Here is a 26,983-nt window from a genome sequence, read left to right as displayed (position 1 = left end):
AAGAAAGACCCTCTAGCCGTGGAACTGTAACGCCGCCAGCCGGGCATACAGACCGCCGCGCGCCACCAGTTGGTCGTGGGTGCCGATATCGACCACGCGGCCATGCTCCATCACCACGATACGGTCGGCTTTCAACACGGTGGCCAGACGATGGGCGATGACCAGGGTGGTCCGTCCAGCCATGGCTTCGTTCAGCGCCGCCTGGACCAGGCGTTCGTTCTCCGCATCCAGAGCCGAGGTCGCTTCATCGAGCAGCAGGATTGGCGCATTGCGCACCAGGGCGCGCGCGATCGACAGGCGCTGTTTCTGGCCGCCCGACAGCGACTTGGCACGTTCGCCCAGGGCGTGGTCGAAGCCTTCCGGCAGACTCTCGATAAAGTCGATCGCCTGGGCCTTGCCGGCCGCCAGGCGCACCTCTTCGTCGGTCGCCGCTTCACGGCCGAAGCGGATATTGTCGGCGGCCGAGCCCGAAAACAGCGCCGTATCCTGGGCGACCAGGGCCAGGCGTTCACGCACTGCCTTGGGATCTGCCGTGCGGATATCGACGCCATCGAGCGCAATCGTCCCCTGCTCATAGTCATAGTAACGCAGCAGCAGCTTGAACACGGTCGACTTGCCGGCACCCGAGGGCCCGACCAGGGCGACGGTCTCGCCCGCCTTCACGGTCAGGCTGAAACCATCCAGCACGATCTGGTCCGGCCGCGACGGATAGGCGAAACGCACATCGCCGAAGCTGATCTCGCCGCGCGCCGGTACGGGCAGGACCGCCGGGTGTTCCGGCGCCTTGATATTGGGTTCGGAATGCAGCAGTTCGTCGATGCGCGTCATGGCGCCGGCGGCCTTTTGCACGTCGCCCCAGGTTTCGTTGAGATTGGCGACCGATCCGGCCGTGAAGATCGACAGCAGGACGAACTGGATCAGCTTGCCGTTCGACATGGCGCCATGCATGACGTCCTGGGCGCCCAGCCACAGGACGAAGGACGTGCCGCCGAAGACCAGGGTGATCACCATGGCGGTCATGGTGGCCCGTGTCGCCATGCGGCCGACCGACTTTTTGTAGGTCGCCTCGACGCTGTCGTTAAAGCGCGACTGGGTGAAGCGTTCGCGGACAAAGGCCTGGACGGTTTCCAGCGCGTCGAGCGATTCGGAGGCAAAGCCGACGGCGCGGGCGAACATGTCCTGGGTTTCGCGTGTTACCCGCCCGACCTGGCGCCCGAAGGTGATCAGCGGGATCAGGATAAACGGGAAGATCAGCAAGACCAGGCCGGTCAGTTTCGGGCTGACCACCATCATCATGACCAGGCCAATAAAGAAGCTGAGCAGGTTGCGCAGCGCAATCGAGATCGACGCCGCCACCAGGTTCTCGATGATCTGGATATCAGCCGTCAGGCGAGAAATGACCTCACCGGTGCGAATCTGCAGGAAAAAGCCGGGATCGAGGCGCAGGATATGGGCGAAAACGTCTTCGCGCAGGTCGGCGACGATGCGTTCGCCCATCCGCGTAATAAAGAAGTAGCGCAGCGCCGTGGCAATGGCCATGACCACCGCAACACCGCCCATGATGAGGAACCACTTGTTCAGCTCGGCGATATGGCCCGAAGCAAACCCCTTGTCGATCAGTTCGCGCGCCACAAAGGTCATGGACGGTGTGGCGACGGCCGAGATCATCAGGAACAGCAGCATCAGCAGGCCATTGCCCCTCTGCCGCCACAGGTAAGGCCCCAGCCGGGCCAGCGGCCGCAGGTTACGCGTCTTGCCGCGCCGCGCCGCCGCTGCGCGCATGTCGCCGATCAGTTCGGCGCCGGCGCCCGGGCGATCGCTATGGGTGGTCTCGCTTTGCGGGGAGGATTCGTTCATGGCAGGGGTTTACAGAGGAAAGGCTTGCGCTGCAACGCGCCATCATGTATGAGCCGCCCTTCAATTATTTAGCCCATTCGGCGTGCGCGCAAATGCTGGCGGACGTGAAGGAACACAAGATGAAAAAAGAAGGCCACCCCGATTATCACTGGATCACCGTCACCCTGACCGACGGCTCGACCTACAAGACGCGTTCGACCTACGGTAAGGAAAACGCTGTCCTGAACCTCGACATCGATCCGCGTACGCACCCGGCCTGGACCGGCGGCACGGGCACCCTGCTCGACCGCGGCGGTCGCATCTCGCGCTTCAATAACAAGTTCTCGGGCTTCCTCAAGAAGTAAGCTGCGGAAGACACACAGTTTCAAAATCCGGCTCAGTTCTCTGCGCCGGATTTTTTGTGCGCTGCAACCGTGCTATGGAATCGTCATGCACACCCCTTATGACGGTTCGTCCAAGCTCTTCACCATCGGCTTGAAACCGCTCGATCCCGATGACTGGATCGATGTCGATCAGAATCTGCGCGCTCATCTCGACGAAAAGGATCGCGTCCTGGCCCGGCATCCGGAAGAGGCCTTTGCCGCCGAACCCGGGACGGAGGATGCCCAGCGCGAAGTGCTCGACCTGCTGGTGCCGCATCTGCTGGAGCGTTATCCGGACATCTATCACCTCGACGGCAACGCTATCGCCCTGCCCCAGGCCTATCGGCGCGTGCGCCTCGACGATTTCGTCCCGCCCCTGCTGACCGCGTCGCAACTGGTCCAGGACGACCTGGTCCTGATGCGCAAGGACGAGACCGGCTGGCGGTTGGCAGCGGCCTGCCTGTGCTTTCCGTCGTCCTGGCGGTTGCGCGACAAGTTCGGCAAGCCGATGCATGAGGTCCATGGCCCGGTGCCGGGTTTTGGCGCCGGCACACGCAATAACGACCTGATCAACCGCATGTTCGACAATCTGCAGGTCCCGGTTATTCGCTGGAACTGGTCGCTGTACGGCGATGACGTCCTGTATCATCCCGAGTCCGGCAATATAGACCGCCGCTTCGGTGACGGCGCCATCGCCGATCGCGTCTTTTTCCGTCTGGAACGCCAGACCCTGCGCAAGCTGCCGGGCGGGGACATCCTGTTCACCATCCGCATCATGATCGACCCGATGGAGGCGATGGAAAGCCATCTCGAAGGTCCGCAACTGGCGCGCACCCTGATCGACCAGTTGAACGATCTGTCGCCCGACGAGATCGACTACAAAGGCTATACCGTCGAAAAGGACCGCCTGATCGCGCGTTTGTCCCGCATTGCCGCTCCGTCGACGCCGTGTTAGGCTGACGAAAAGCGGAGGTTTCCCATGAAGTTTGTCGGATTGGCCGGTGTTGTGTTACTGGCCCTGAGTGGATGCACGCCGGCCGCCAAACCAACCGATGTCGCGGCGTCGTCCGCAGCACCGGCAAGCTTTACGCTGGGCGCGATCGACCAGAGCGAGACCGATATCCAGGGCTGCACGACCATGCTGGCCAAGGGCGACGACGCGGTGGGTTATATCTTCCTGGAAGACGGCGTTGATACCGGCGCCAAGGGCTTCCTCAAGCTCGATGGCCAGGTGGTGCGCGTAGGACTGACGTCCAACAGTTTCGATGAAGCCAAGAGCACCGGCAAACGGCTATTCGCGTCAGGCGATGGCAATCTGTCGATCGTCGAGGACCTGACCATGGGTGAACAGCATCCGGAGTCCGACAGCGTCGACATGTCCGGCAGCCTGACCGTGACCTATAAGGGCATGACCCAGACCGTGCCGGTCAAGGGCGGAACCGCGTGCTAGGGCGTCCAGCCTTTCGGCGCCATTTCGAAGCCGGCAAAGTGGAAGGCCGGCGCTACAGTGCAGCCGACAAGCGTCCAGTCACCCATTGATTCGGCGCCCTGCCAGGCGCCGGTCGGGACTATACCTTGCGGGCGTTGGCCTGCCGTGATGTCCGGACCAAGAACGATGACCTCGGTAACGCCGCGATCGTGAATGCCCAGTTGCAGCGGCGCGCCGGCGTACCAGTGCCAGACCTCGACGGCATCGACACGGTGCCAATGCGAGACTTCGCCCTTGCGGAGCAGATAATAGATGGCGGATGACGCCGCGCGGCCATTGATCAAGCGTGGATCGCGGAAGGTCTCGGCATAGTGGCCGCCTTCCGGATGGGGCTGGAGGTTGAGTTGCGCGATAATGTCGTCAGCGTTCAAAGGATGCATTGTCAAGAGCCCCGCCCGGCGCTTCGCGCCCCCCTCCCCGTAAACGGGGTGGGCAAAATATTGGTACAGAACCGTCCGGAAAATTCCGAGATTTGAGACGTATAGCAGGAGGCAAGCGCCGCAGGTACACTTGGTACCTGCCAGCGCAGCCGACGCACTAGACGGCCAAAGACCGGGATTTTCCTAGGCGGCGAGTTGTTCTTTGACGCGTTCCGCGAGTGTTTTTATGTCGAGCGGCTTGGGCAGGAACGACACGTTCTTTTCTTCTTCCAACAGGTCCGAGAATTCCGATTCGGCATAGCCCGAGATGAACATCACCGGCACATTGCCGATCATCGGCCGCGCCCGCTTCAGCATAGAGGGCCCGTCCAGACCCGGCATGATGACGTCCGAAATCAGCAGATCGAACTTGCCATTCTCCGCCTCGATGATCTCAAGCGCCTCCTCGCCGTCACAGGCCTCGATGACCTCGTAGCCGCGTTGGCGCAGCAGGTGCGCCGCGATGCCCCGCACGATCTGCTCGTCCTCGACGAACAGAATGCGGCCGACGCCCGACAGGTCCTTCGGCACCGGCTTGGCGGCAGGTTCGCGCGCCACCGGTGCGTCGCCCTTACCCTCATCGACCCACACCGGCAAGAAGATGCGGAAGGTCGCGCCCTGGCCCAGCTTGGAATCGATAACAATATGACCGCCGGCCTGGTTGATAATGCCATGCACCGTCGACAGGCCCAAGCCTGTGCCTTCGCCCAGCGGCTTGGTGGTAAAGAACGGCTCGAACACCTGGCCCATGATCTCGGGCGGGATACCGGGGCCGGTGTCGGACACCTCGATCAGGGCGGCCCCCTGGACCGGCGCCTCGGCCCAGCCGCGCGCAATGGCATCGGCCTGGGACAGGGACGACGTACGGATACTGACCTTGCCGCCGCCCTGGGCGCGCATGGCATCGCGGGCGTTGACGACCAGGTTCATCATGACCATTTCCATCTGGCCCTTGTCGACATGGACATTGGGCAGATTGCGGCCGTATTCGGTTTCCAGCTTGACGTCTTCGCGCACCAGGCGGCGCAGCAGGACCTCCGCCTCGCTGACCATTTCGCCGGCGTTCAAGGTCACGCGCTTGACGGTCTGCTTGCGGGCAAAAGCCAGCAGGTTGCGCACCAGGTCTTCGGCACGGGCGATGATCTGGCGGATGCCGTTCAGGTCTTCGTACGACGGGTCGCCCAGGGGATGGTTGAGCAACAGCTGGTCGTTGCGGAACTTGAACCCGGTCAGCAGGTTGTTGAAGTCGTGCGCCATGCCGCCGGCGACCTGGCCGATGGCCTGCATCTTCTGCGCCTGGACCAGCGACTGTTCCAGCTTTTTCTGGTCGGAGACGTCGAACAGGTAGAGGCTAAAGCCGCCCGTCACCTGCGTGACATAGATCTGCACCGCGCGGGCTGGCTGCTTCGAGGTCTTTTGCGCCGTCAGCTGGATATCATAGGGACCGGAGCGACCCGTCGCCAGCTTCTCGGTCAGGTCAGCTTTGGAGGCTTCGGTGACCAACGCGCCGAATTCGAGGCCGGCCAGGTCGTCCGGAGTCTTTTCGACCAGGGCGGCAAAGACGGTGTTGTAGTCGCGGACGCGCGACGAAAACAGATCGCCATGGCCGCCATTGTCGATGACCAGGGCGGCGCCGAAGGGGGCTGCCTCGGCAAAGGCATCCATCTCGGCCGGCGGCATGTCCACGACGGGGCGCGCTTCGCTGTCGTCGGCGTCGGCCAGGAAGTTGTCGCGCTGCACGGCGCTGGGCTCGTCATGGTTGAGCATCAGGCCGTTGCCCAGCACGCCCTGCGAGGCGGCGCGAACCAGGACCAGGTCTTCGCCGAGACGCGAGGCAATCATTTCGTAGTCGAAACCGCCCAACCGAACCAGGGCACGGCCGTGGCCCTGGGACTTGGCTTCGCGGAGCGCCACAAACAGGGCTGGCGCCTCATCGCCCTGGGGCAGACGACGATGGCCGCCGCCGGCGTCGCGCCAGGCCGCATTGACCGACAGGATGTGGCCGTCAAAACCGGCAACCGCGGCGGGCTCTTCCAGGGCGCCGACGATATCGCTGCCCGTAAAGCCTTCGCTGCTCAGGATTTCCTCTTCGGTGTTGAAGGCATACATGCCGAGAAAAATAACCCCGGCGAAGGCGATGAGGATAATGGCCAGGACGACACCAATGGGAAGCTTGCCGGCGACCAGCCAGACGGCGGCGCTGGCGCACACCACGACTCCGACGACGATGGCCAGACTCATCGGGCTGACGACCTTTTCCAGTCGTCCCAACTTACCTTTACCGGCTTTGTGAGTCACGGACTTGGCGGCCGAGTCGGCTTTTGGCCTGGCTGGCGCGGAGGTTTCCGCTGCGGGGGTTATGGCGGCACCTTGACTGTCGGGCAAAACGAAATCCTCACTCAACTCAAAGCTGCGAGAACAGCGTGCGCCCCGCAGCGAATCACCTGGTTAGTGTATCCCATTTGAAAAATTCGTGCGCTGATTCAAAACTTATGAAAATTCAAATAGCTGTGGGAAATCCAAGGGCTCACGAGTCCTTGGCAAGGGCGCCGCAAAAACTTTCTTGGCCGTCGCGCACGTTTGCGCGAGCCATGCGGCGCCTGAGCTCTATTAGAAGCCACGTCGCTTCTTGGAGAGAACGAATCCGATCAACTTGGCGACGGCGGCAAAGTGCGCCTCCGGAATCTCGTCATCGATATCGATGGCGGCATACAAAGCACGCGCCAGGGGCGGATCTTCGACGATCGGCACATCGTGTTTCGCGGCTTCCTCCCGGATTTTCAGGGCGATGGCGTCCATCCCCTTGGCAACGCATAGCGGCGCCGACATTTGACCCATCTCGAATTGCAGCGCCACGGCGTAATGGGTCGGGTTGGTGATGACAACGGTGGCGTTGGCGACATTGGACATCATGCGGCGGCGCGACTTTTCCATGCGCAGGGCGCGCAGCTTGCCCTTGATGTGCGGATCGCCTTCGGTCTGCTTGTATTCTTCCTTCTGTTCCTGTTTCGACATCTTCATGCGTTCCATGAAGCGGTACTTCTGCCACATATAGTCGCCGGCGCCGCCGATAAACAGGAAGATGCAGACCGCCATGGCCAGGGCGATAAAGGCTTCACGGGCATAGGGCAGGATAAGCAGAGGGGACGCCTGGGCCAGGGCCAGAATGTCGTACAGCCGGTCCTTGATGACGTTCCACACAATGAATCCGGTGATGATCAGCTTGATGATCGTCTTGCCGAACTGGATGAAGGCGTCCATGCCGAACAGCTTCTTGAAGCCCGCCATGGGGTTCAGCTTGTCCAGGCTGGGTTTCAGCTTGGCCGGCGAGAACATCAGGCCGGTCTGGAAGACGTGGCCGGCGACGCCGAAAACCATCGCCGTGCCCAGGGTGATGATCAGGATCGGAATGATGTCGAAGACGAGATCCTGCAGGATGGTCACCCCGCCGTCGCCCTCAAGCGATCCCAGCATCTGGTCGGGATGGGCGAAAAAGGGCAGCAGGTCGCTGACCATGTTCTGGCAGATGGACGGCCCCTGAAGGGCGACAATGGCACACGCCCCGATCAGCGAAAGGGCCTGCGGTACGTCCGTCGATTTGGCGACATCGCCCTGTTCACGCGCCTGCTGGAGTTTCCTGCCAGAGGCGTCTTCTGTCTTGTCCTCGCCGTCACCGCCCTCAGCCATGCTCCAAATCTCCTATCGAGATTTGGCAAGCGCAACTGCGCGCCCGAGCTGATGCGAGGTAAGCCTGCGCGGCGTTTGAGCGCATTATCTGGCATCCCGGATGAAGATGGCGAGCATGTCCTCGTAATGGTCGATGAAGACCATCCCGGTGGTACCGAGGCCAAGCGCGAAAATACTGAGCCCGAGCAGCACGATAAGCGGCGTCGCGGCGAAGAAAACCGGAAAATTGGGCATGATGCGCCCGACAAATCCGGTGGCGAGATTGAAGATCAGGGCAAAGGCGATCAGCGGCGCAGACATCTGCAAGGCCAGGACGAAGGTCTTGGTCACGGTTTGCAGCATCAGGGTCGTCGCATCGCCGATCATGACCGGCCGGGTGGGCGCGAAGATCGTAAAGCTGTCGATCATGGCGCGGATGAACAGGTGGTGCAGATTGGTCGAATAGATCAGCACCAGGCCGGTCATGGCCAGGAAGGTGCCGAGGCTGGTCGACGGCTGCGCCTGGGTCGGATTGGCCGTCTGGGCAAAGGACAGGGTCGTTTGCAGCGACATGATTTCCCCTGAGATCAACAGGGCGAACGTCAGCACGCGCATCAAGGTCCCCAGCATCAGGCCGATAATCACCTCATGCAGGACATCGCCGACCAGCACGCCGAGCGTGGTCGGCATGACGGGCAGGGTTCCGCTGACGACGGGCGTTATGGTCATGGCCAGCAGCAGGGCAAAGCCAAGCCGCAGGCGCGGCGGCACCGCTGTGTCGCCCAGCCCCGGCACCAGCATGATCATGCTGGCCAGGCGCAGGAAGATCAGTCCGACGGCCCACAACTGCGCACCGGTACCGAAGAAGGATGTGACGTCGCCTCCGGTCGCCAGGGGCGTGCTGCGCAGGGCCAGTTCCTGGAGGAACATCCGATTATGCCTACATCATCGCAATCTTGTTGACGACTTCGTGCATGAAGCTGGCCAGCAGCGACCCCATCAACGGCAGCAGGAGCAGCAGGGCCAGGAAGATGGCGATGATCTTGGGGGCATAGATCAGGGTGGCTTCCTGAATCTGGGTCAGGGCCTGGAACAGGCCGATGGCGACCCCCACGACCAGACCGACCAGCAGGATGGGCGTGCATAGCTGAATCGTCAGCCAGATCGCGTCGCGCCCAAAACCCAGAACTTCCGTACCGTCCATCACCGAACCTCAAAACCACACGAGGCCCGGCAAATTATGCCGGGCTTTACCCGGCCGATTTTGCCGTGTGCAGGGTTAATTTCCCCTTAAGCCGGGTCGCGAAGTATGGGACTGCTACGCGAAAAAACGGCGGATAAGTTCGGGGGATGGCTGTGGCTTACCAGACGATATGGCTCAGCACATCGGCCTTCACAGCCCCCATGACTGTAATGGAACTGGCGCTGCTGAGATGAATGAGGGTGTCCGCCCCTACCTGGGTCAGGATAATGCCGCGGCTGTCGACGACACCGTTACTGTAGACGTGGATGTCGATCATGTCGCCCTGCGCGGCGCTGAAATCGCGGATGGTGTCGACGCCGGTGCTGGCACCAAACACAAAGCGGTCGGCGCCCAGGCCGCCGGTCAGGCTATCGGCGCCGGTGCCGCCATCCAATATATTGTTGCCGCTGTTTCCGATCAGCGCATTGGCGATGGCGTTGCCGGTGGCCGCAATATTGCCCGCGCCCGTCAGGGTGACCAATTCGATATATTGATCGCCAAGAACCACACTAGCCGAACTGTAGAGCGAGTCATTACCCTGGCCGCGCCCTTCGAGGACGATGTCCAGGACGTTGTCGACATAGTAGGTATCATCGCCCGCCCCCCCGGACATCCGGTCGGCGCCGGCGCCACCATTCAGCACATTCTTGCCGGCATTGCCGGTCAGGTTATTGGCCACGGCATTGCCGGTCGCACTGAGGTCGGCCGTGCCGGTGAGAATCAGATATTCGATATATTGGTTGCCCAGGCCGAATGAGACCGACGACAAGACCAGATCATTGCCCTGGCCTGAAAATTCGCGGACCGTGTCGCCGATATTGTCGATCAGATAGGTGTCGTCACCCGAACCGCCGGCCAGGCTGTCGGCGCCGGCGCCCCCGTCAAGGCGGTTATTGCCGGCATTACCCGTGATGATATTGACCAGGCTGTTCCCCGCACCGTCTAAATTGGCTGTTCCTGTCAGTGTCAGGCGCTCGATCGTATCGCCCAGCACATAGGGTACGGCCGACCGCACCGTATCGGTGCCGCCGCCGGCCAGCTCGATGATGACGTCGCCGGCGCTGTCGACGACATAGGTGTCACCGTCCAGCCCCCCGATCAGGGTATCGGCGCCCGCGCCGCCATCGAGCACGTCATTGCCAGCCAGGCCACTCAGCCTATTGGCGGCGCTGTTGCCGGTGATGAGGTTGGCGAGCGAATTACCTGTGCCGTCGTTGGCCGCAGCACCGGTAAAAGTCAGGTTCTCCAGATTATCACCGAGCGTACAGGACAGTGGCGTGAACACCGTATCCGACCCGCCGGCGGCCAGTTCAGTGACGATATCGTCTGTCTGGTCGACAAGGTAGCTGTCATTACCCGATCCGCCGACCAGGCTATCCGCGCCGCTGCCGCCATCGAGCACATCGTCGCCCCAGCCCACAGTGATGCTGTCATTGCCAGCCCCGCCCAGGACGGTATCGGAGCCAACCATGTCGATCAGCACGTCGTTGCCGTCACCGCCGTCGATAAAGTCACGGTTGAACGACCACGGAATATGAGGATCGGTCGCCCCCTGAAGATACATATAGTTGAGCGAGCCATCGATGATGTCGCTGCCGCCGCCGCCATAGATCCGGTCGCTGCCGAAGTGAGCGAAGATGCGGTCGTCACCTGCCCCGCCGTCGACGACGCTGTTGCCGGCGCCGGTGATGATACGGTCCTTTCCATCGCCACCCAGCAGGGTCAGGTCGCGAAAGTCGTTCGATATGTTGTGCGCATCGTCACCGCCATAGTCCATCGTATCGTTACCGGCGGTACCGGTGAAGGTGTAGGGCCCGGTCAGCGAGACGTAACCGGACGTTCCGGCCTGGTCAGGCGGCGAGCTCAAGGCCTCCGCCAGCCGGTGGGCCAATACGACACGCGACGCGGCGGTATAATGAATGCTGTCGCGCGTTAACGGCAGATCGTCAGTCTCGACCAGCCTGACATTGTCGAGCTTCGCCGCGACGGCCAGTTGTGCCGCGCGCACTTCGGGAACATAGGGCTCCGCCGACAGGCTGTTCAGTTCCGCAATAATAAAGGGCATTTCGGTGCCCAGATCGGCACGAATACGATTGATGAAGTCGGTGAGGTTCTGTTGATACTGTAGAGCGCCCTTCTCATGCGTGGCGTCGGCCTCGCCCTGAATCCAGAAGACACTGGCAATCTGCGGCGTATAGCCTTGCGACACCACGTAAGCGATGCGGTCGCGCACCGCCGCCAGCAGCTGGTCATAGAGCTCGCCCGTGGAATGGACATTCCAGTCGGTTCCGGCCTGGATAAGACTGGTGGCGCCCACCGCCAGTTTGACCACCTCGAACGGTCCGCCCCTCCCCCCCAAAGCCCCGACCAGGGCGGCGTCCAGGCCGATACGCAGGGCGTTCGACTGGCCGGCCAGGATATAGATCGGCACAATCAGGCCATCCTCGGATTCCGCCTGACCCGCGGCCGGCATTTCGAGCGTGGCTCCAGCCGCAGCAAATGATGTCTGCATGGTTCCGGAGCCCTACCAGACGATATGGCTAAGGAAATCCGCATTGGCGGCGCTGGTATTGAGGACCTCGATGAGATGGCCACCGCCCAGGTTGATAATCGCAACTGTGCCCTGCTGGGTCACAGTAACGCCGCCGCCATTGACCACGCCGCGACTGTAAGCGTGGATATCGATGACGTCATTCTGAGCGGCGCGGAAATCAACGATGCGGTCGGCGCCCGACCCCGCGGTGAAGCGGAACACGTCGGCGCCCAGCCCGCCGGTCAAGGTGTCGTTCCCCGCCCCGCCGTCCAGGATATTGCTGGCAGCGTTACCGGTGATCGCATTGTTCAGGCCATTGCCGGTTCCTGAAAGGTCGTCCCTGCCCGTCAGGACGAGATTTTCGACATTCTGCCCAAGTTTCAGAGCGATGCTGCTGTAGATCGCGTCGGTACCGGCATCAGCAAACTCGCGGACGATGTCACCGGCCCGTTCGACGACATAGGTATCGTCGCCAAGGTCGCCGGCCATGGTATCCGTGCCCAACCCGCCATCCAGCCGGTTATTGCTGGCATTGCCGGCCAGGCTGTTGTTCAGGTCGTTGCCGATACCCTGGGCATCAACCGTGCCCGCCAGGTGGAGGCGCTCGACATTGGCGCCCAGAGTTACGCTGACCAGGGCATAGATGGTGTCGATCCCCTCATCGCTCTTTTCAGATACCCGGTCGCCCAGATCGTCGACGACGTAATAGTCGTTGCCAAGACCACCCGCCATCTTGTCGGCGCCTGTGCCCCCGTCGACGACATCATTGCCGCCCAGGCCCGACAAAACGTTGTTGCCGGTATTGCCGATCAGGACATTGTCCAGATCATTGCCGGTCCCGGTCAGGTCGTCGCTACCCGTCAGGCTAAGATTTTCGACATTCTGCCCAAGTCTCAGCGTGATGGTGCTATAGATCGTATCGGTACCGGCATCGGCAAATTCGCGGACGATGTCGCCCGCCCGTTCGACGACATAGGTATCGTTGCCAAGGTCGCCGGCCAGGGTATCGGTGCCCAGGCCGCCATCCAGCCAGTTGTTGCCCGTATTGCCTGCCAGGCTGTTGTTCAGCTCGTTGCCGATGCCCTGGGCATCTAGCATGCCCGCCAGGTGCAGCCGCTCGATATTGACGCCCAGAGTGACGCTGATCAAGGCATAGATGGTGTCTATGCCTTCGTCGCCCTGTTCGTCGACCAGGTCGCCCTGCTCGTCGATAACGTAGTAATCATTGTCGATCCCGCCGGCCATGGCGTCGGCCCCACCGCCGCCGTCCAGCTGATCCTGACCGCCGCCCCCCAGCAGTGTATCGTTACCCAGTTCGCCCGACAGACTGTCGTCACCGGCATCACCGGTCAGATTGTCATTGCCGAAGCCGCTGGCAAGCGTGTCATTGCCGTCGCCACCCTGCACGGTGTCAATGCCGTAACCGACGACGAGGCGGTCACCGCCTGTACCGCCGAGGACAATATTATCGCCCGTCAGATCGGTAACGACGTCACTGCCCGCGCCCGCGTCGATAAAGTCGTTATCGAACCCCGACCAGGGATGTTCCGGATCGAAGGTGCCAAGCCGCGAGGCTTCGCTATAGGGCGTCGTAATCCGGTCATTGCCGTCACCACCATATACGGTGTCGTTACCCAACTGTGCCGTGATGACGTCGTTGCCTGCGCCGCCATCGATGCGGTTGTCCCCGGCCCCACTGACGATCTTGTCGCTGCCTGCGCCGCCATCAAGGACCAGGTCGCGGAATTCTCTGCCGTAGTCCATCACGTCATTCCCCGACGTGCCGGTATAGGTCTGTGCGGCGGTAGCCGACACATAGCCATCGACATGGTGCTGCGGCACGCCGTCCTGAACCGAGTTGGTCAGGCGCTGCGCCATCAGGCCGCGCGACTCGATCGTGTAATGCACGCGATCGGACAGCAAGGTGAGTCCGCTCGGATCGACCAGCCGCGTCAGAGGTACGCTTGCCGCAACCTGGGCCTGGGCGGCGCGTATCGTATCGGCATAGGCCAGGACGTCGGCAGGCGTCGGCAGGCCAGCAATGATGAACGGCATGTCCGGGGCGTTCAGAAGCTGGCGGGCAGTGTTGATAAGATCGGTCAGGTTTTGCGCATAGGCATTGGCCCACCGCGTGTCGGTCGCATCCGCTTCGCCCTGTAGCCAGAAGAGCCCCGCCAGAACCGGCGTGTAACCCTGACTGAGGACATAGTCGATGCGTTCCTTGACGGCGGCGATCATGCCGTCGAACAATTCTTCGCGTGAATGAGCGTTCCAGTCGCCCCTGCCGGGTCCATTCGAGCGCAGGCCGGTGCCGCCAAAGGCATATTTGACCAGTTCGAAGCTGTCGCTCTGCAGGCCAAGGCTGTTGACCAGGGCCGAGTCGAGGCCGGCATTGCTGGCATTGGATTGCCCGGCCAGGATATAGATCGGAACGATCCGGCTGTCAGGCGTGTCGGCCGTCACAACTGTGACAGATGTTTCAGATAATTCAGGCATGGCTTGATCCCCCATCCCACCTGCGCCGCAATAGTTACGCATAGGCTCATGCGGAAGCGCTGATTTCGTGCCGACAAGGTATGACAGACTTCAGGTCCCGTAAACCCCCGCAAGCGCGGCTACGACGGCGGCGGCGTTTCCGGGGACAGGTTACCAGACGATATGGCTGAGGAGGTCTGCGCTGGTGGCGACGGTGTTGAGCACCTCGATAACGTTGCCAACGCCCAGATTTATCAGGGTCGCGCTGCCTTGCTGGGTAATGGTGACGCCGCCGCCATTGGCGATGCCGCGACTAATGGCGTGGGTATCGATATGGTCATCTTGCGCGGCACTGAAATCCACGATGCGGTCGACGCCCGATCCGGCGGTGAAGCGGAAGGTATCGGCGCCCAAGCCGCCGGTCAGGGTGTCGTTGCCGGCAGCGCCGTCGAGCATGTCGTCCCCGCTGCCCGCCGAGATGAGATTTTTTCCTGCATTGCCGCTAAGGCGCTCGGAAACGCCATTGCCCGCCAGGTTTATATTCCCTGTTCCGGTCAGGGTCACGACTTCGACGAAGACGTTGCGGGTCGCAAAAGTCACGGAGGAGAACACGGTATCGATCCCGCCATCTCTGATTTCGATAAGGCGATCCAGGGCGTCGTCGACATAGAAGGTATCGTTGCCCAGCCCCCCTGCCATGGTGTCAGAGCCAGCGCCACCGTCAATCCGGTCGTCGCCGTCCAGGCCAAGCAGATTGTTGTTGCCGGCATCGCCTGTAATGACGTTGTTCAGGGCGTTGCCGGTCCCGGTCAGGCCGGCGCCGCCGGTCAGGATCAGGTTCTCGACGTTCTGCGCCAGGATAAGGCCAATGCTGCTGTAGATGGTGTCCGTGCCGCCCTGGGCCAGTTCCCGCACGATGTCCGTCGGCTGTTCGACGACATAGCTATCGTTACCCGCGCCGCCCGTCATGATATCGCCGCCTGAACCTCCGTCGATACTGTCATTACCGTCAAGGCCCTGGAGGATATTGTTGCCGGCATTGCCGATGATCACATTGTTCTGGCCGTTACCCGTCCCGTTCAGGTCGGCAGCGCCGGTCAGGATGAGGTTTTCGATATTCTGCCCCAGCGTCAGCCGAATACTGCTGTAAACGGTGTCATTACCGGCATTGATCCCTTCGCGGGCGATATCGTCGGTCTGCTCGACGACATAGGTATCGTCGCCTAGGTCGCCAGCCATGGTATCTGCGCCCTGACCGCCGTCCAACCGATTATTGCCGGAATTGCCTGCGAGGACGTTATCCAGCGCGTTACCCGTACCGTTGATATTGGCCGTTCCGGCCAGGTGCAGCCGCTCGACATTGGCACCCAGGGTCACGCCGATTTCGGCGTAGACGGTATCGATGCCTTCGTCGCTCAGTTCCAATATACTGTCGTCCGCATTATCGATAACGTAATAGTCGCTGCCCGCTCCACCGGCCATGACGTCGGCCCCGGCGCCACCGACCAGCTTGTCCCGGCCCGCGCCAGCCTCAATAAGGTCGGCTCCGTCGCCGCCATACAGGGTGTCGTCGCCCCCGCCGGTCGCGATCGCATCACGCCCGTCACCGCCCAGGACGACATTGTCGCCGATCATATCGGAAAGCGTGTCGTCGCCGGGACCGCCGTCGATATAGTCGCGATCGAATTCCCATCGGGTCTGCGCGCTTTGCGAGCCAAGCAGGTTAGCGTAATTGTAGGCGCCCATAATGACGTCATTGCCGTCGCCACCGAACAGTCTGTCGTCGCTGAAACTGGCTTGAAGGCGGTCATCGCCCGTACCACCGTAGGCGGTCGTGCTACCGCTGCCGGTGACAATGGTGTCGTTGCCACCCAAACCATAGAGCACCATGCTGCGATAGTCGTTGATACTGTAGCGGCTGTCATCGCCGTCATAGTCCATCGTGTCGCTGCCTTCGCTACCCCAAAAGGTCTGGGGTCCCGTCAGCGAAACATAGTCGGAAGGGTGCGTCGCGGGCGGCGGCAAGGCATGGGCCAGGCGCTGCCCAAGCACCAGCCGCGCGATGGCGGTGTAATGAACGTTGCCAGCCTGAAGCGTCAGGTCGTCAGTGTTGACCAGCGTCACGCCGGCAATCGACGCCGCCGCGCGGACCTGAGCCTCACGCACGGCGGCATTGAACGGTTCGTCCGATGTCACGCTCAGTTCCGAGATGATGAACGGCATGTCGGTTCCGAGATCGAGACGCAGGTGCGCTATTAAATCACTAAGGTTCTGGAAATACTGGTTGGCCCGGAAATCGTACGCTGCGTCGTCCTCGCCCTGAATCCACACCACGCCGGCAATCTGCGGAATATAGCCCCGCTCCACAACATAGGCGATACGGTCGCGAACCATGGCCAGCAGGCCGTCATACAACTCGTTGGTGGAATTGACGTTCCAGTCGATGCCACCCGAGCGGGCCAGTGGCGTCGCACCGACGGCATATTTGATCAGTTCGAAGGCGGGCGAAATCTCACTAAGCGCAGCAACCAGGGCGGCGTCGATTCCCATGCGCTGGGCATTCGATTGTCCCGCCAGAATGTAGATGGGGATGACCCGGGTGCTCTCAGGCACGCCAGGCTCAGAATCGTTCGATGTCGTAATATTCACAAATGTGCCCCCCGACACATAGCCAACGCAAAACTGCGTGGACATATACGCAAAAATAAAGTGCGCTGTGCGCGTCCGTGCTCCGACGCCCACCGTCGTCACGATCTATCGCATGTGCCGCATAGCGGTCAAGACGATTCGCGTGACGGGGCACGGAGTGAGCCCACCCGACCCGACCGGCTCAGATCGGCATGCGCATGATTTCCTGATAGGCGGAAATAACCTGGTCGCGGATGGCGATCACGCTTTGCAGGGACGTCTCGGCGCTGGCCACCGCGGTCACGGCGTCGACCAGGTCGACCTTGCCCGACTGCTGCTGGATCATCATGGTTTCGGCGTTCTGGGTTGACTTCAGCGTCTGATCCATCGCGCCTTGCAGCATCTTGGTGAAGTCGGGCGCACCCACGGTCTTGCCGGGATCGCCCACATCGCCGAGCTTCGTGCCTTGTTTCAGCGCCGCCCCGTAGGCGCGTGCCGCGACCAGTGGTGTCATGGTTCAGCCCCTTATTTTTGCAGGATATTGAGGATCTTCTGGTCCATGTCGCGCGCCGTCTCGATCACATTGAGGTTGGCTTCATAGGCGCGCTGCGCATCGCGCATGTCCATGGTTTCGATCAAAGGATTGACGTTCGGCTTCTTGACATAGCCGCGGGCATCGGCCGCCGGGTGGGTTGGATCGTATTCCATTGTGAAATCCGACATGTCCGGCAGCACCTGGGCCAGCTTGACCCCTGTCGCACCATCGATCTTCGCCGAGGTGAAAACAGGCGTCTGGCGCCGGTACGGGTCGGAACCCGGCGTCTTGCCGGTTGAGTCGGAATTGGCGATGTTTTCGGCGACGATGCGCATGCGGGCCTGCTGCGCCTTCATGGCCGAGGCCGCCACTGCCATGGTCGAACTGCCGTTTACAGGGCCCTTGATCATAGGTCTAATCCTTACTTACCGGGCGCTTTGATCGCCATGCGCACCATGTTCAGCGACTTCTCATAAAAACCGACAGCCGCCTGGAACTGCAGCCGGCTTTCCGCCATCTTCAGCATCTGCTCTTCCAAGACCACGCTGTTGCCGTCCATGGTGGTTTCCGAATCGAGCGAGGTCACGACCTTCGCCCCCGGCGAGAACGGCGTTTCGGGCGCCATATGCATCGAATTGGTCATGGTCAGGCCGAGATTGCCTTCGGGCTGCTGGCCCTGGACCAGGGCGCCGAAATCCTGCGCCGACATGTCGTGCGGCTTGAAGCCCGGCGTCGAGGCATTGGCGACGTTTTCCGCCACCACCTTTTGCCGGTCACCCAGCCAGTTCATGCGCGTTTTCAGTGCGCCCAGAAGTGATATGCCTTGCGTGTCCATGGCAACGCCCTTTAGGCCGTCCAATGTGCCGGACATCCGGTCGCACGACGCCTGTTGGGCAAATTATGCCCACCTTTTGGTTAACGAAGGCTTTAAGTAAATACGGCATTAACCATTCCCCGTGCAGATAGTGCCTACTTGGTGCATGCAGCGCCGGAATGGGACGGGAATGGGCCTGGTTGATATCCTGAAAGCAGTTTTTGCACTGGCCATCGTGCTGGGGCTGATCCTGGGCCTTGCCTATCTGCTGCGCCGCTATGCGCCGCAATTGATGGCGCAATTACAGGCCCAGCGCGGTGAGCGCCGCCTCAGGGTCGTCGAAACCCTGGTGCTCGATCCAGCGCGCCGGCTGGTCCTGGTCAAGCTCGACGACGAAGAGCGGCTGATTCTGCTCGGCGAAGGTCGCGAACTGATCGAACCTCGCCATCGTCCCGCATCCAAACCCGCTGTTTCTCCTTCTGCGAAGGCACCCGCCTCTGCTTCTACGCCTGCCGTGGTTCAAGATGACGACCTGTTCTGAGTTCCCTGTCGCGGCGCCTGAGCGCGAGAAAAGCAAAAAAATCTCCCCACGGATGATGAACATCATCGTCCTGGTGACGTTTATCGTCGCCTTTGCGCTGATGATCCTGCCCTACGACGCACTGGCCCAGTCGGTGAATGTCGACCTCGGCAAGGGCGGCAGCCTGTCGGCGCGCGTCGTCCAGTTGATCGGCCTGATGACCGTGCTGTCCCTGGCGCCCAGCATCGTCATCATGACCACGTCGTTTATCCGCATCGTGGTGGTGCTGTCCCTGCTGCGTACGGCCCTGGGCCTGCAGCAAAGTCCGCCCAATGCCGTCATCATTGCCCTGGCCATGTTCCTGTCGGCCATCGTCATGGCGCCGACCTACGAAGCCGCCTACCAGGCCGGTATCCGCCCGCTGATGGATCAGGAGGTCGAATTGCCCCAGGCCTTCGACGCCGCCAGCCAACCGGTCAAGGGCTTCATGCTGGCCCAGGTCGATCAGAAGGACCTGGCCCTGTTCGTCGGGCTATCGAAGCTGGAAATGCCCAAGGATCGGATGGATCTGCCGGTCCGGGTGGTCACGCCGGCCTTCATGATTTCGGAACTGAAGAAAGCCTTTCAGATCGGCTTCCTGCTGTTCGTACCCTTCCTGGTCATCGACCTGGTTGTCGCATCCGTCCTGATGAGCATGGGCATGATGATGCTGCCGCCCGTGGTGATCAGTTTGCCATTCAAGCTGATCTTCTTCGTCCTGGTGGACGGTTGGCGACTGGTCGCCGGCTCTCTGGTCCAGAGTTTCCATCCGGCGTTAACCGGGAGCGGATAGGCCTACGCAGGTTAGCGGGTCAGCCGGAATGCCGGGTCAGCCGGGATGCCGGGTCAGATCATCCACCATCTTGCGCTTGAAGCCGGCGAGATCCTTCCACGCCGAAGCCACACGCACCGGCCGGCCATGAACTTCATCGATCACCGTCATGCCGTCGTCCAGTACACTAAGCGGCAGGGTCTCCATGACCAGGTCACTTTCGTCACAGGCCATCATCACGGCCACCGAATCGAACTGCGTCGAACTCTGCTTCGTCAGGTCGAAATCCTTCGGCATCCATGGCGCATTGGGCAGCCAGGCCTCGCTGTTGGCGATGACGGCTCGGGCGAACGGATCATGGCTTTCGCGCAGCCTGTGCATGTCGTCGCCGTCGATAATGACCAGGCCGCAGGTGTCGAGCGGTGTAATCGCGCATGACAGCCAGTCGGCCGCGAAGACGGTCTGCAAGGCGCCCGGATCGGTCTTGACGTTGTATTCAGGCTCAACCTTGGCCGCGCCGCCGTAACCGACGCGCACCGCGCCCTGCATGCCGACAAAACGAGCCTTCTTGGCCAGGGCGGGTTGACGTTTCAAAGCATCGGCCAGGACCGGTGTTGGGCCCACGCTGATGATGGTCACCGGTTCGGGTGAAGCCATGACCATGTCGACAATCGCCTGGGCGCCGTCGGCGATGAATGGGCCCGGATAGGATTTCAGGTCGTAATCGCCGAGCCACGCGCCCTGCGGCCCACTGCCATCGCCATTACCCGGCCCCGTGGCGACCGCGACATCGCTTCGCCCACCCAGAGTGAGAAGTTTGGCGAGCAATCGGGCACGATAGACGGCATTGCCGGTTTCGGTGACGCACAGTTTGAGATCGAGTTCCGCCCGCCGCAGCAACAGCAACAGCGCCCAGGTGTCGTCAACATCGCCACCGATATCAGTATCGAAAATGACCGGAATGGGCTTGGCCGGCGCAGCCTTGGCGGTTGTCGCCAGACCCAGGGCGGCGGAGGCTGTGAGAAAGCCGCGACGATCGAATATTTTGGTCATGAACCCACCTGTTTTTTTCAGGCTAGCACAGACCTTGGTCATGTGAAATCCTCGGGCCCAATGTCCCGGGCGCTATGCATGATGCGGACGACAGTTATTGCATCGTCATTCGCTCGGTAATAGATGTTGTAATAGCGGTGGGGCAACAGACGAAGACCGGATAGCAAATGGTTGCGTTCTGTTCCCTTAAGAGGCGTATGAGCTAGCCCCAGCGCCTTTTCCTGCAAGGTTTTCACAAAGCTGGTGGCATTGGCCGGGCTGTCCATGGCGATGTAATCACCGATTTCGATCAAATCGAAACGCGCTGCCGCCGAAAATATGACTTTCATTCCGCAGCTTTTGCTTTGGCAATGGCATCAATTCTTGCATAGACTTCGGCAAATACGTCTTCCGCCGGAATGAACGGCCCCTCCAGTCCTTTGGCGATTTCTGCTCGCAAAGCGTCGAGCCTGGCTTGCTTGTCCTGCTGTCGATCTTCCAAAAGCCGCAAGCCGTCGCGCACAACCTCGCTAGCGTTGTTGTAACGGCCGCTGGCCAGTTGTTCCTTGATAAAGCCTTCGAAATGGGCGCCGAGCGCAACGGAGGTTGGCATGGTAATCTCCACTAACTGTTACTAACAGTTAGTAACACAGAGGGGGCCATGAGAAAAGGGAGGCCGCCAACCGGCAACCTCCCCTTCCAGCCCGCTCCCCGGATACGCGTCCCCCCGGACTTTGTGCGTATCTCCTCACAGGCCCCCCAGAGACCAGCGCCGGACACATCCTCAGATGCAGGCTCGACACCGGTCTCATCTCAATGCTACGCAATTAGGTATAATAATACCCATTGCGGTGCGCAATTTTACACGCTCGGACAAGAGCGTTCGCAAAAGTCTCAAGTGTTCGGGGACGTCGGGTCGATGAAGACCTCAGGCCGGGACCTTAAAGAAGGACTGCTGGACAGAGCGGCTAGCTCAATGTCGCATCCTGACTTTTGTTGCCGTGTCCTGATCGCACGGCGCGATTTAACTATCTGACGATAAACGCCTTTCCTGCGCTTTTATACCTTAGGATAAGCAGCTCATCCTTGGAATGCACGTATATTACGCTTGTGCGAAATGACTGAAAAGCGAAACCGGACGACGATCACAGTGATGTGATACACCGCCCGGTACGTTATACTATTACCTCTTGTCGATATTGACGAAGGGGACTGAGCCGCCGGTGACCTGGGGCAGATGACCGTCCCATTTTTCGATGGCGCGCAGTTGCACGACCTCCGGACTGGAAGCGATCGACTGGGCCAGCAGGCGGTTGGATTCAGCCTGGCCGCGCGCCTGTTCGATCTGGGCGTCGGCCTGGGCCTTGGCGACTGCAACCTGGGCCTGGGCGGCGGAAGCGTCGGCATCCGCCTTGGTCTTCATCTGGATCGAGTCGAGAATGACCTGCGGATAGCGAATGGTGCCGATCCAGTCGAGTTGGCTGATCTCGACGCCCTGTGTCGCCCATTTACGGTTGACGCGCGCCAGGGCCTTTTGAATGACCTGCTGTCGGCCGCCGCGGTACAGATATTCGACACTGACCAGTTCGGTTTCGGCGGCAATGGCCGTGCGCACATCGTTACGCAGCGGGCCTTCGAAAATCTGGTCGAAGGTCAGGCGGTAGCGGGTATAGAGCGCCGGCGCCTTGGACGGATCGACACGCATGACCAGTTGCACGTCCGCCGTCATCGGCAGGGCGTTGTTGTCGCTGAAAGTGACTTCCTCGTTCTCGGGCCCGCGTTCATCGGCTTCACGGGTATAGGTGTAGGTACGCTGGATGACCGGAAAGTCGATAATGCGTTCGCCCAGCAGATTGATGTGCCACCCCGCCGGCAGCGGCGCGCGGTCGACCCCGGCCTGGGGGCCGAGCGTACGAATCTTCACCCCGACATTGCCGGGCTGGATAGTCTGGCCACACGAAACCAGGAGCCCCAGTCCGACGACGGCAATAATGCCGGCGGTGACGAAGACCTTGAGACGGGCGGGTATGGCAAAGCGTTTTGGCAGTTCATTCATGACGTTCTTCACGCGGCCGTTTGGCGGCTCGCGTCCCTTCTGAGATGGATGCAAGATACCGCAAGAAGATGCGCGCTCCCTTAACGGGAATCGAAAATGTCAGGGAATTCGGGGCTTGATCGCATGAAAGCAAATATGGGCTGTGCCGGGATTTCGACATGTCGCCGCGCATCGTAATGCGGCTGTATTAGCTATTTGCTTGCGATCGGGTTCCTTGTTGGTCGCGCTATCCCCGAAAAGCTTGGGGACACGTATATATTACAGGGACACAGGTTTGCCGCAAAGCGAATCCGGACGAGGGTCACGCGGATGTGAAGGAAACGACAAAAAGCCGGCCCAGGCATGACCAGGACCGGCTTTCTTGATTCAGATGTACGCTGCTTAGTAGCTGCGGCGCGAACCGCTCAGCAGCATGCCGAGCACGAAGCCGACGCCCAAGGTAATCAGGGCCGAGCGCAGCGGATTGCCATGAACTTCGGTATTCACGCGGTCGGCGACGGTCTTGATCTGGTCCTGAGCCTTTTCGGCATAGTGACGTGCCTTGGCGCCGGCATCATGGGCGCGATCGCTGACATCGTCGGCCAGGTTATGCAGCTTGCGTTCGGCGGACGAGACGGTGGAGCTGATCTTCGAGCGGATATCATTTTCAGCCGAAGCTTCGGTGACGCCGGCGGCAACTTTGGTGGCTGTAGAGAACATGATCGAATCTTTCCTGGAATGGGCCAAGGTGGCGTGATGTTGCGCAAGACTTTGAGCCTGCGCGCCGAGCCATTTAGCCCCTCAGGCGAAACGAAAGCGATTGGCAGAAGGGGTGCAGAAAATAAAGTGGCCGTTCGGTTAATCGACGTCCAGTTCTGCCGCCGCCTTGTCAAACAGCGCCCGCAGGTTGCGGCGATTGAAGGTCGCGCCCATCTTGCGCAGTTTCCTGGCATTTTGCAGAACACACATGTGCCGCGCCAGTTCACCAACCGATGCCGCATCTGGCAGGCTTGAGCGGAAAACGTTGCGATGCAGCCACCGGACGGCACATGCAAGGCAGATGGGCGCGATCACCAGCAGATAAGCACCCAACAGTGGCAGAAACCCCAGACTCAGTCCCAGCGTCAGCAGCACCGCTACGATCCAGGTCTCCGACTGATAGCGGCGCTCCGGCATATGCCACCCCTGCCGCCGCAGATCACGCTTCATATCGTCATAGAAAAAACCGTCGAGTTCCGTAAGCACGGTTCCGGGCACCAATCGCCCGGTTTGTTCGCGGGCCGAAAGCCAGGTTTTGAGCGCATGCCAGCATAACAGGGTCGGGCATTTTCCGCCGTGGCGGGTAGTCTCCGGCATCGCGCGCCAGATCATTTCGAAGACATGATCCAGGGTTCCAGCTTCTACATTCGAGGTCTGAACGGTCATGGCGATCTCCGCTTACCTGCGCATTGAGAAACCAGCGCGTGGAGATGTCAAGAGAGCTTACGTTTTCGCCGCCGGCTTGGCGGCGTTCAGGGCCTTGGCTGCGTCATCGTCCTTCTGGCGGAAGCGTTTCTTCATATTGGTCACCCAGCCGGCAAAGGTGTCGGTCTGGGCCGCCGCCGACGCAAAGTCGCGCGCGTTCAGCGTCCCTCCGTCCATCGGCGCCAGGGCAACCCGCATGGCGTCCGGTGATGACGCCGTATCGACGAACTTACCCCAGCGCTCCGACAACCGCGCCAGACCGGCCGGATCCTTGAGCAGGCTGAAGGCCACGCCGGCGCGGATCAGCCGGCCTTCGTCGGCCAGGTTCAGCGGTGTATCGGTCTTGTAACGATCGCCCAGCCGGCGTTCCAGCACGGCCGCGGCCTTGGCCCAGTCGTTCTTGCGCCAGTAGATATCAGCACGAACATCGTCGCCATCGGGCGAGTTGTCGTTGCCCAGCACGTCCAGCGCCTTGTCCGGCTCGTTGAGCTCGTTCAGCGCCCGTGCCTCCAGCACCCGGCGTTCGGCCATGACGGACTTGGGCAGGAGGGTGGTCCGCGTGTTCCACAGGGCCTGGAGGGCCTTCTGCGGATTGTGATCCATCAGGTAGATGGCGGCGAGGTCGGCGGCGACCGCCGACTTGGCGACGCCGTCCAGACGCTCATTGACCTGATGTTCCAGCAGGTCCGCCGCCTGGTCGAACAGATCGACATCGACGAGGCGGCGCACGATCCGACGCACCATTTCATCGCCGTCGGCGCCCAAAGGCGTCAGTTCGCGGAAATCATAGAACAGGCCCAGTGCCTCGACGGGCTGCAGCCCGTCGGCCATGCCGCCCAGGAACAGGTTGCGGAAGGCCTGGTTCAGCGACGTCTGGATCTGCGCCCCCTGCGGCGCATTCATGAATTGCTGGCCGCCGGTCTTCAGCACCGACAGGGCCTCGCGATAGCGCCCCTGCGACAGGTAGATCTGACCCATATTGCTGACAATCTCGAGTTCCGTACCGTCGCCGCGCCAGCGATAACGCAAGGCGTCAAGCGCCGCCAGGGTCTGGTCGCCCGTCGATTTCTTCAGATCGAAGGCCAGCATGGCGGCGTGCATGGTGGCGGGTGCGGCGATACTGTCGTCCGACGCCTTGGCCACGGCCTGATAAACCTTCAGCGCCCGTGCCTTGTCGCCGGTCGCCTCGATGATCTGGGCGTCGACCAGATAGGCGGCCAGCTTGTCGATGGGCGGAATATCCTGCGACACGGCAAAGGCGATCATGGCTTCGGCCGTCGCCTGGTCCTTCTGCTGCATGGCGGCATAGGCATAGGCGGCGCCGAATTTTGCCCGCCACGCCGGTGGAAAGGCGTCCATCGCCTTGAGACCCGCCTTGAAATCCTTGACCGCGTCGGCATAGTGGCCGGCCTTGCTTTCGGCATAGCCCTGCCACAACCGCGCCGCCGAATCATTGATCAGTTGCGACGACGTCAGGTCGCCGGCCGCGTCGGCGAAGCGTCCCGACAGCATCTTGGCCGCGACGCGCAGGCCCCGCACCTGTGGGTCTTCCAGAGCACGCGGGCTTTGCCGGACCAGCAGATCAAGCGCGCCCTGGGCCTCGAAGGTCAGGCCCTGCCCGACCAGGAAGCGCGCCAGGGCCAGCCGCGCCTTGGTCGGCGCCCCCAAGCCTTGCGTGCCCTCATCGGCAGCCTCGACCTGCAACGCATTGTAACGTGGCAGAAAGCCCTCGGCCGGCGTAGCGCTCCAGTCGGCGTTCATCAGCGAGGGATAGAGGGCGCTCTTGTACTCCAGCCGGCTGTCATTGGGCCGGGCATTGGGGTCGAGCGCTGACAGGGTCAGGCCGTTGGGCCGCGAAATCTCGACCAGGTCTCCGGTCAGATTGACCTTCACGTCCGGCGTCATATGCGCCACCACCACGCCCTGGGCGGTCGAGGCCAGGGTCGCCTCGACCAGGGTCCGGGTCGCGGACAGGTTCTTGACCGGCGCGCGGGCGGTCACCACGGCCATGCGGTCGCCCACGCTGGGGTCGCGGATCCAGGCGATGCGTGTTGCGCCGGCGATATTGATGTTAAGCCCCGGCACACCGGCGGAATCGTCACGGATGACCGAGACTTCCGATGGCTTGGTCTCGGGTACGCGTCCGCCCAGTCGCACCCGCCATACCAGGCCGTCATTGATCACCGACAGCGAACCGACCGTCGGCGCTTTCAGCCGCAGGGCGGTGAAGCCGTCATTATGCGTCCATTGGGCATCCTGGACGACCATGCCGTCCTTCAGTTCTGGCGGCAGACGCAGATCGACCTCTTGGTCGAACACCACCCATACCGACTCGCCGCGCCGGAACACCGCCGACGCCACCGGCCCGGCAAAGGGGAAGGCTATATCCTTGCCGCCGTCGATGCTCGATACGTCGAGCGCGACCACGGGCACAGCCGCGGCCTTGTTGATATGTGCCTGATTGGCCGCTGATGCTGGCGTTTCCGCCGGTTTCATCAGGTCCTGCAGATTGACGCCGATCGTCTTGCCCGTGCCGCCTGCCGGCGCGGCGGCAGGGTCGATCTGTACGTATACCGCGCCGTCGGAGCGTCCGAAATGTGTGTCGTAGCCGTCGGCGACCTTCAACCATATCTCGCTGGCCCGGTCGTCGCTCTTCAGGTCGACGGTGGAGACACCTAGCGGCGGATGGGCTCGGATATCGCCAAGATCGGGCTTCTGCTTGCCGGGCAACCGGATGACGACCTGACCGTTGTCGCGGCGGACCGAGGCGCGGCTGCCGACAGCGCCGTAGATTTCTATGCGTCCCGACTTGGCGTTGCGGCCGACACGGATATCGATGTCCGAGCGCGGCGCGACACTGTCGAATTGCGGCGTATCGCCGAACGCCAGAGTCGCCATGCCCATACTGGCCAGGGCGGCCATCGCCGCCGCCGTACGCAGGACGCCATTCAGGGATAGCGGCTTCGACGGTACCGTCTCGGGCCTGTCCAGCAACTGGCGTGCGCGATCGACCTCACGCTTGAGGGCCGAGGGGCGCGCAGGCCCAGACGGGGAACGAGGTCGAATCATGGCCGGTTAACAATGCCTAATCCAGGTTTAA

General features: G+C 61.5%; 24 protein-coding genes. 5 read left to right on the top strand and 19 right to left on the bottom strand.

Annotated features, from left to right (window positions below):
- Positions 1-12: 12 nt before the first annotated feature.
- On the bottom strand, positions 13-1,857 hold the full coding sequence (locus AC1DXO_RS03365) for an ABC transporter transmembrane domain-containing protein (RefSeq protein WP_476976668.1): 1,845 nt from the start codon (positions 1,855-1,857) through the stop codon (positions 13-15).
- A 119-nt stretch (positions 1,858-1,976) separates the two neighbouring features.
- Between AC1DXO_RS03365 and rpmE the strand changes: the two genes are divergently transcribed.
- The 3 genes from rpmE (at position 1,977) to AC1DXO_RS03350 (ending at position 3,669) form a co-directional block, all read left to right on the top strand.
- Entirely contained in the window at positions 1,977-2,201 is a 225-nt protein-coding gene (gene rpmE / locus AC1DXO_RS03360; RefSeq protein ID WP_476976667.1) for a 50S ribosomal protein L31, read from the top strand.
- A gap of 85 nt (positions 2,202-2,286) precedes the next feature.
- The gene (locus tag AC1DXO_RS03355; RefSeq protein WP_476976666.1) at positions 2,287-3,174 is read left to right on the top strand and encodes a heme-dependent oxidative N-demethylase family protein; all 888 of its coding nucleotides are present in this window, start codon (positions 2,287-2,289) and stop codon (positions 3,172-3,174) included.
- Positions 3,175-3,198: 24 nt separating this feature from the next.
- Positions 3,199-3,669 (top strand): hypothetical protein, encoded by a 471-nt coding sequence (locus AC1DXO_RS03350; protein WP_476976665.1) that lies wholly within the window; start codon positions 3,199-3,201, stop codon positions 3,667-3,669.
- On the opposite strand, the gene AC1DXO_RS03345 is transcribed toward AC1DXO_RS03350, so the two are convergent.
- The 11 genes from AC1DXO_RS03345 to flgB all read right to left on the bottom strand — a co-directional run bounded on the left by AC1DXO_RS03345 (position 3,666) and on the right by flgB (position 18,078).
- On the bottom strand, positions 3,666-4,088 hold the full coding sequence (locus AC1DXO_RS03345; protein ID WP_476976664.1) for a cupin domain-containing protein: 423 nt from the start codon (positions 4,086-4,088) through the stop codon (positions 3,666-3,668). The genes AC1DXO_RS03350 and AC1DXO_RS03345 overlap by 4 nt on opposite strands.
- A 183-nt stretch (positions 4,089-4,271) precedes the next feature.
- Positions 4,272-6,368 carry a cell cycle histidine kinase CckA gene (cckA, locus tag AC1DXO_RS03340; protein WP_476976737.1) on the bottom strand — a complete coding sequence of 699 codons (2,097 nt, stop codon included), beginning with the start codon at positions 6,366-6,368 and terminating at the stop codon, positions 4,272-4,274.
- Between the two features lie 369 nt (positions 6,369-6,737).
- Positions 6,738-7,814: a flagellar biosynthesis protein FlhB gene (gene flhB / locus AC1DXO_RS03335; RefSeq protein WP_476976663.1), complete on the bottom strand. Its 1,077-nt coding sequence runs from the start codon at positions 7,812-7,814 to the stop codon at positions 6,738-6,740.
- An 84-nt stretch (positions 7,815-7,898) separates the two neighbouring features.
- Entirely contained in the window at positions 7,899-8,723 is an 825-nt protein-coding gene (gene fliR, locus AC1DXO_RS03330; protein ID WP_476976662.1) for a flagellar biosynthetic protein FliR, read from the bottom strand.
- Between the two features lie 10 nt (positions 8,724-8,733).
- A complete protein-coding gene (gene fliQ, locus AC1DXO_RS03325) occupies positions 8,734-8,997 on the bottom strand; it encodes a flagellar biosynthesis protein FliQ (RefSeq protein ID WP_476976661.1) in 264 nt (87 codons plus the stop codon).
- A gap of 157 nt (positions 8,998-9,154) precedes the next feature.
- Positions 9,155-11,548 (bottom strand): sialate O-acetylesterase, encoded by a 2,394-nt coding sequence (locus AC1DXO_RS03320; protein WP_476976660.1) that lies wholly within the window; start codon positions 11,546-11,548, stop codon positions 9,155-9,157.
- 12 nt (positions 11,549-11,560) lie between these two features.
- Positions 11,561-14,065: a sialate O-acetylesterase gene (locus AC1DXO_RS03315; protein WP_476976659.1), complete on the bottom strand. Its 2,505-nt coding sequence runs from the start codon at positions 14,063-14,065 to the stop codon at positions 11,561-11,563.
- Between the two features lie 150 nt (positions 14,066-14,215).
- Positions 14,216-16,657: a sialate O-acetylesterase gene (locus tag AC1DXO_RS03310; RefSeq protein ID WP_476976658.1), complete on the bottom strand. Its 2,442-nt coding sequence runs from the start codon at positions 16,655-16,657 to the stop codon at positions 14,216-14,218.
- 217 nt (positions 16,658-16,874) lie between these two features.
- On the bottom strand, positions 16,875-17,186 hold the full coding sequence (gene fliE, locus AC1DXO_RS03305; protein WP_476976657.1) for a flagellar hook-basal body complex protein FliE: 312 nt from the start codon (positions 17,184-17,186) through the stop codon (positions 16,875-16,877).
- 11 nt (positions 17,187-17,197) lie between these two features.
- Positions 17,198-17,617, bottom strand: coding sequence for a flagellar basal body rod protein FlgC (gene flgC, locus AC1DXO_RS03300; RefSeq protein WP_476976656.1), 420 nt, complete (start codon positions 17,615-17,617; stop codon positions 17,198-17,200).
- Positions 17,618-17,628: 11 nt separating this feature from the next.
- The gene (gene flgB, locus AC1DXO_RS03295; RefSeq protein WP_476976655.1) at positions 17,629-18,078 is read right to left on the bottom strand and encodes a flagellar basal body rod protein FlgB; all 450 of its coding nucleotides are present in this window, start codon (positions 18,076-18,078) and stop codon (positions 17,629-17,631) included.
- 133 nt (positions 18,079-18,211) lie between these two features.
- On the opposite strand from flgB, the gene AC1DXO_RS03290 reads away from it, so the two are divergent.
- Entirely contained in the window at positions 18,212-18,562 is a 351-nt protein-coding gene (locus tag AC1DXO_RS03290; protein ID WP_476976654.1) for a FliO/MopB family protein, read from the top strand.
- A gap of 55 nt (positions 18,563-18,617) precedes the next feature.
- Positions 18,618-19,373 carry a flagellar type III secretion system pore protein FliP gene (fliP, locus tag AC1DXO_RS03285; RefSeq protein WP_476976736.1) on the top strand — a complete coding sequence of 252 codons (756 nt, stop codon included), beginning with the start codon at positions 18,618-18,620 and terminating at the stop codon, positions 19,371-19,373.
- 36 nt (positions 19,374-19,409) lie between these two features.
- On the opposite strand, the gene AC1DXO_RS03280 is transcribed toward fliP, so the two are convergent.
- The 7 genes from AC1DXO_RS03280 to AC1DXO_RS03250 all read right to left on the bottom strand — a co-directional run bounded on the left by AC1DXO_RS03280 (position 19,410) and on the right by AC1DXO_RS03250 (position 26,952).
- Positions 19,410-20,405 (bottom strand): nucleoside hydrolase, encoded by a 996-nt coding sequence (locus AC1DXO_RS03280; RefSeq protein WP_476976653.1) that lies wholly within the window; start codon positions 20,403-20,405, stop codon positions 19,410-19,412.
- 38 nt (positions 20,406-20,443) lie between these two features.
- A complete protein-coding gene (locus AC1DXO_RS03275; protein WP_476976652.1) occupies positions 20,444-20,734 on the bottom strand; it encodes a type II toxin-antitoxin system RelE/ParE family toxin in 291 nt (96 codons plus the stop codon).
- The gene (locus AC1DXO_RS03270) at positions 20,731-20,997 is read right to left on the bottom strand and encodes a type II toxin-antitoxin system ParD family antitoxin (RefSeq protein ID WP_476976651.1); all 267 of its coding nucleotides are present in this window, start codon (positions 20,995-20,997) and stop codon (positions 20,731-20,733) included. The genes AC1DXO_RS03275 and AC1DXO_RS03270 overlap by 4 nt, the downstream gene beginning before the upstream one ends.
- Positions 20,998-21,567: 570 nt before the next feature.
- The gene (locus AC1DXO_RS03265) at positions 21,568-22,440 is read right to left on the bottom strand and encodes an SPFH domain-containing protein (protein ID WP_476976650.1); all 873 of its coding nucleotides are present in this window, start codon (positions 22,438-22,440) and stop codon (positions 21,568-21,570) included.
- Positions 22,441-22,821: 381 nt separating this feature from the next.
- Entirely contained in the window at positions 22,822-23,139 is a 318-nt protein-coding gene (locus tag AC1DXO_RS03260; RefSeq protein WP_476976649.1) for an ElaB/YgaM/YqjD family protein, read from the bottom strand.
- A 138-nt stretch (positions 23,140-23,277) separates the two neighbouring features.
- Positions 23,278-23,844: a hypothetical protein gene (locus tag AC1DXO_RS03255; protein WP_476976648.1), complete on the bottom strand. Its 567-nt coding sequence runs from the start codon at positions 23,842-23,844 to the stop codon at positions 23,278-23,280.
- Positions 23,845-23,901: 57 nt separating this feature from the next.
- Positions 23,902-26,952 carry a tetratricopeptide repeat protein gene (locus tag AC1DXO_RS03250; RefSeq protein ID WP_476976647.1) on the bottom strand — a complete coding sequence of 1,017 codons (3,051 nt, stop codon included), beginning with the start codon at positions 26,950-26,952 and terminating at the stop codon, positions 23,902-23,904.
- Positions 26,953-26,983 lie beyond the last annotated feature (31 nt).

Source organism: Asticcacaulis sp. P2_C5 (genome assembly GCF_056404555.1).
This window is presented reverse-complemented; position numbering and strand designations above follow the sequence as displayed.

Bases quoted from the DNA above. Each gene is read 5' to 3' on its own strand.
- flgB (WP_476976655.1), bottom strand. From the start codon at position 18,078: ATGTCCGGCACATTGGACGGCCTAAAGGGCGTTGCCATGGACACGCAA.
- AC1DXO_RS03350 (WP_476976665.1), top strand. From the start codon at position 3,199: ATGAAGTTTGTCGGATTGGCCGGTGTTGTGTTACTGGCCCTGAGTGGA.
- flgC (WP_476976656.1), bottom strand. From the start codon at position 17,617: ATGATCAAGGGCCCTGTAAACGGCAGTTCGACCATGGCAGTGGCGGCC.
- AC1DXO_RS03290 (WP_476976654.1), top strand. From the start codon at position 18,212: ATGGGCCTGGTTGATATCCTGAAAGCAGTTTTTGCACTGGCCATCGTG.
- AC1DXO_RS03260 (WP_476976649.1), bottom strand. From the start codon at position 23,139: ATGTTCTCTACAGCCACCAAAGTTGCCGCCGGCGTCACCGAAGCTTCG.
- AC1DXO_RS03280 (WP_476976653.1), bottom strand. From the start codon at position 20,405: ATGACCAAAATATTCGATCGTCGCGGCTTTCTCACAGCCTCCGCCGCC.
- fliE (WP_476976657.1), bottom strand. From the start codon at position 17,186: ATGACACCACTGGTCGCGGCACGCGCCTACGGGGCGGCGCTGAAACAA.
- AC1DXO_RS03345 (WP_476976664.1), bottom strand. From the start codon at position 4,088: ATGCATCCTTTGAACGCTGACGACATTATCGCGCAACTCAACCTCCAG.
- AC1DXO_RS03320 (WP_476976660.1), bottom strand. From the start codon at position 11,548: ATGCAGACATCATTTGCTGCGGCTGGAGCCACGCTCGAAATGCCGGCC.
- AC1DXO_RS03355 (WP_476976666.1), top strand. From the start codon at position 2,287: ATGCACACCCCTTATGACGGTTCGTCCAAGCTCTTCACCATCGGCTTG.
- cckA (WP_476976737.1), bottom strand. From the start codon at position 6,368: ATGAGTCTGGCCATCGTCGTCGGAGTCGTGGTGTGCGCCAGCGCCGCC.
- AC1DXO_RS03275 (WP_476976652.1), bottom strand. From the start codon at position 20,734: ATGAAAGTCATATTTTCGGCGGCAGCGCGTTTCGATTTGATCGAAATC.
- AC1DXO_RS03270 (WP_476976651.1), bottom strand. From the start codon at position 20,997: ATGCCAACCTCCGTTGCGCTCGGCGCCCATTTCGAAGGCTTTATCAAG.
- AC1DXO_RS03365 (WP_476976668.1), bottom strand. From the start codon at position 1,857: ATGAACGAATCCTCCCCGCAAAGCGAGACCACCCATAGCGATCGCCCG.
- rpmE (WP_476976667.1), top strand. From the start codon at position 1,977: ATGAAAAAAGAAGGCCACCCCGATTATCACTGGATCACCGTCACCCTG.
- AC1DXO_RS03265 (WP_476976650.1), bottom strand. From the start codon at position 22,440: ATGAATGAACTGCCAAAACGCTTTGCCATACCCGCCCGTCTCAAGGTC.
- AC1DXO_RS03315 (WP_476976659.1), bottom strand. From the start codon at position 14,065: ATGCCTGAATTATCTGAAACATCTGTCACAGTTGTGACGGCCGACACG.
- flhB (WP_476976663.1), bottom strand. From the start codon at position 7,814: ATGGCTGAGGGCGGTGACGGCGAGGACAAGACAGAAGACGCCTCTGGC.
- fliP (WP_476976736.1), top strand. From the start codon at position 18,618: ATGAACATCATCGTCCTGGTGACGTTTATCGTCGCCTTTGCGCTGATG.
- fliR (WP_476976662.1), bottom strand. From the start codon at position 8,723: ATGTTCCTCCAGGAACTGGCCCTGCGCAGCACGCCCCTGGCGACCGGA.
- AC1DXO_RS03255 (WP_476976648.1), bottom strand. From the start codon at position 23,844: ATGACCGTTCAGACCTCGAATGTAGAAGCTGGAACCCTGGATCATGTC.
- fliQ (WP_476976661.1), bottom strand. From the start codon at position 8,997: ATGGACGGTACGGAAGTTCTGGGTTTTGGGCGCGACGCGATCTGGCTG.
- AC1DXO_RS03250 (WP_476976647.1), bottom strand. From the start codon at position 26,952: ATGATTCGACCTCGTTCCCCGTCTGGGCCTGCGCGCCCCTCGGCCCTC.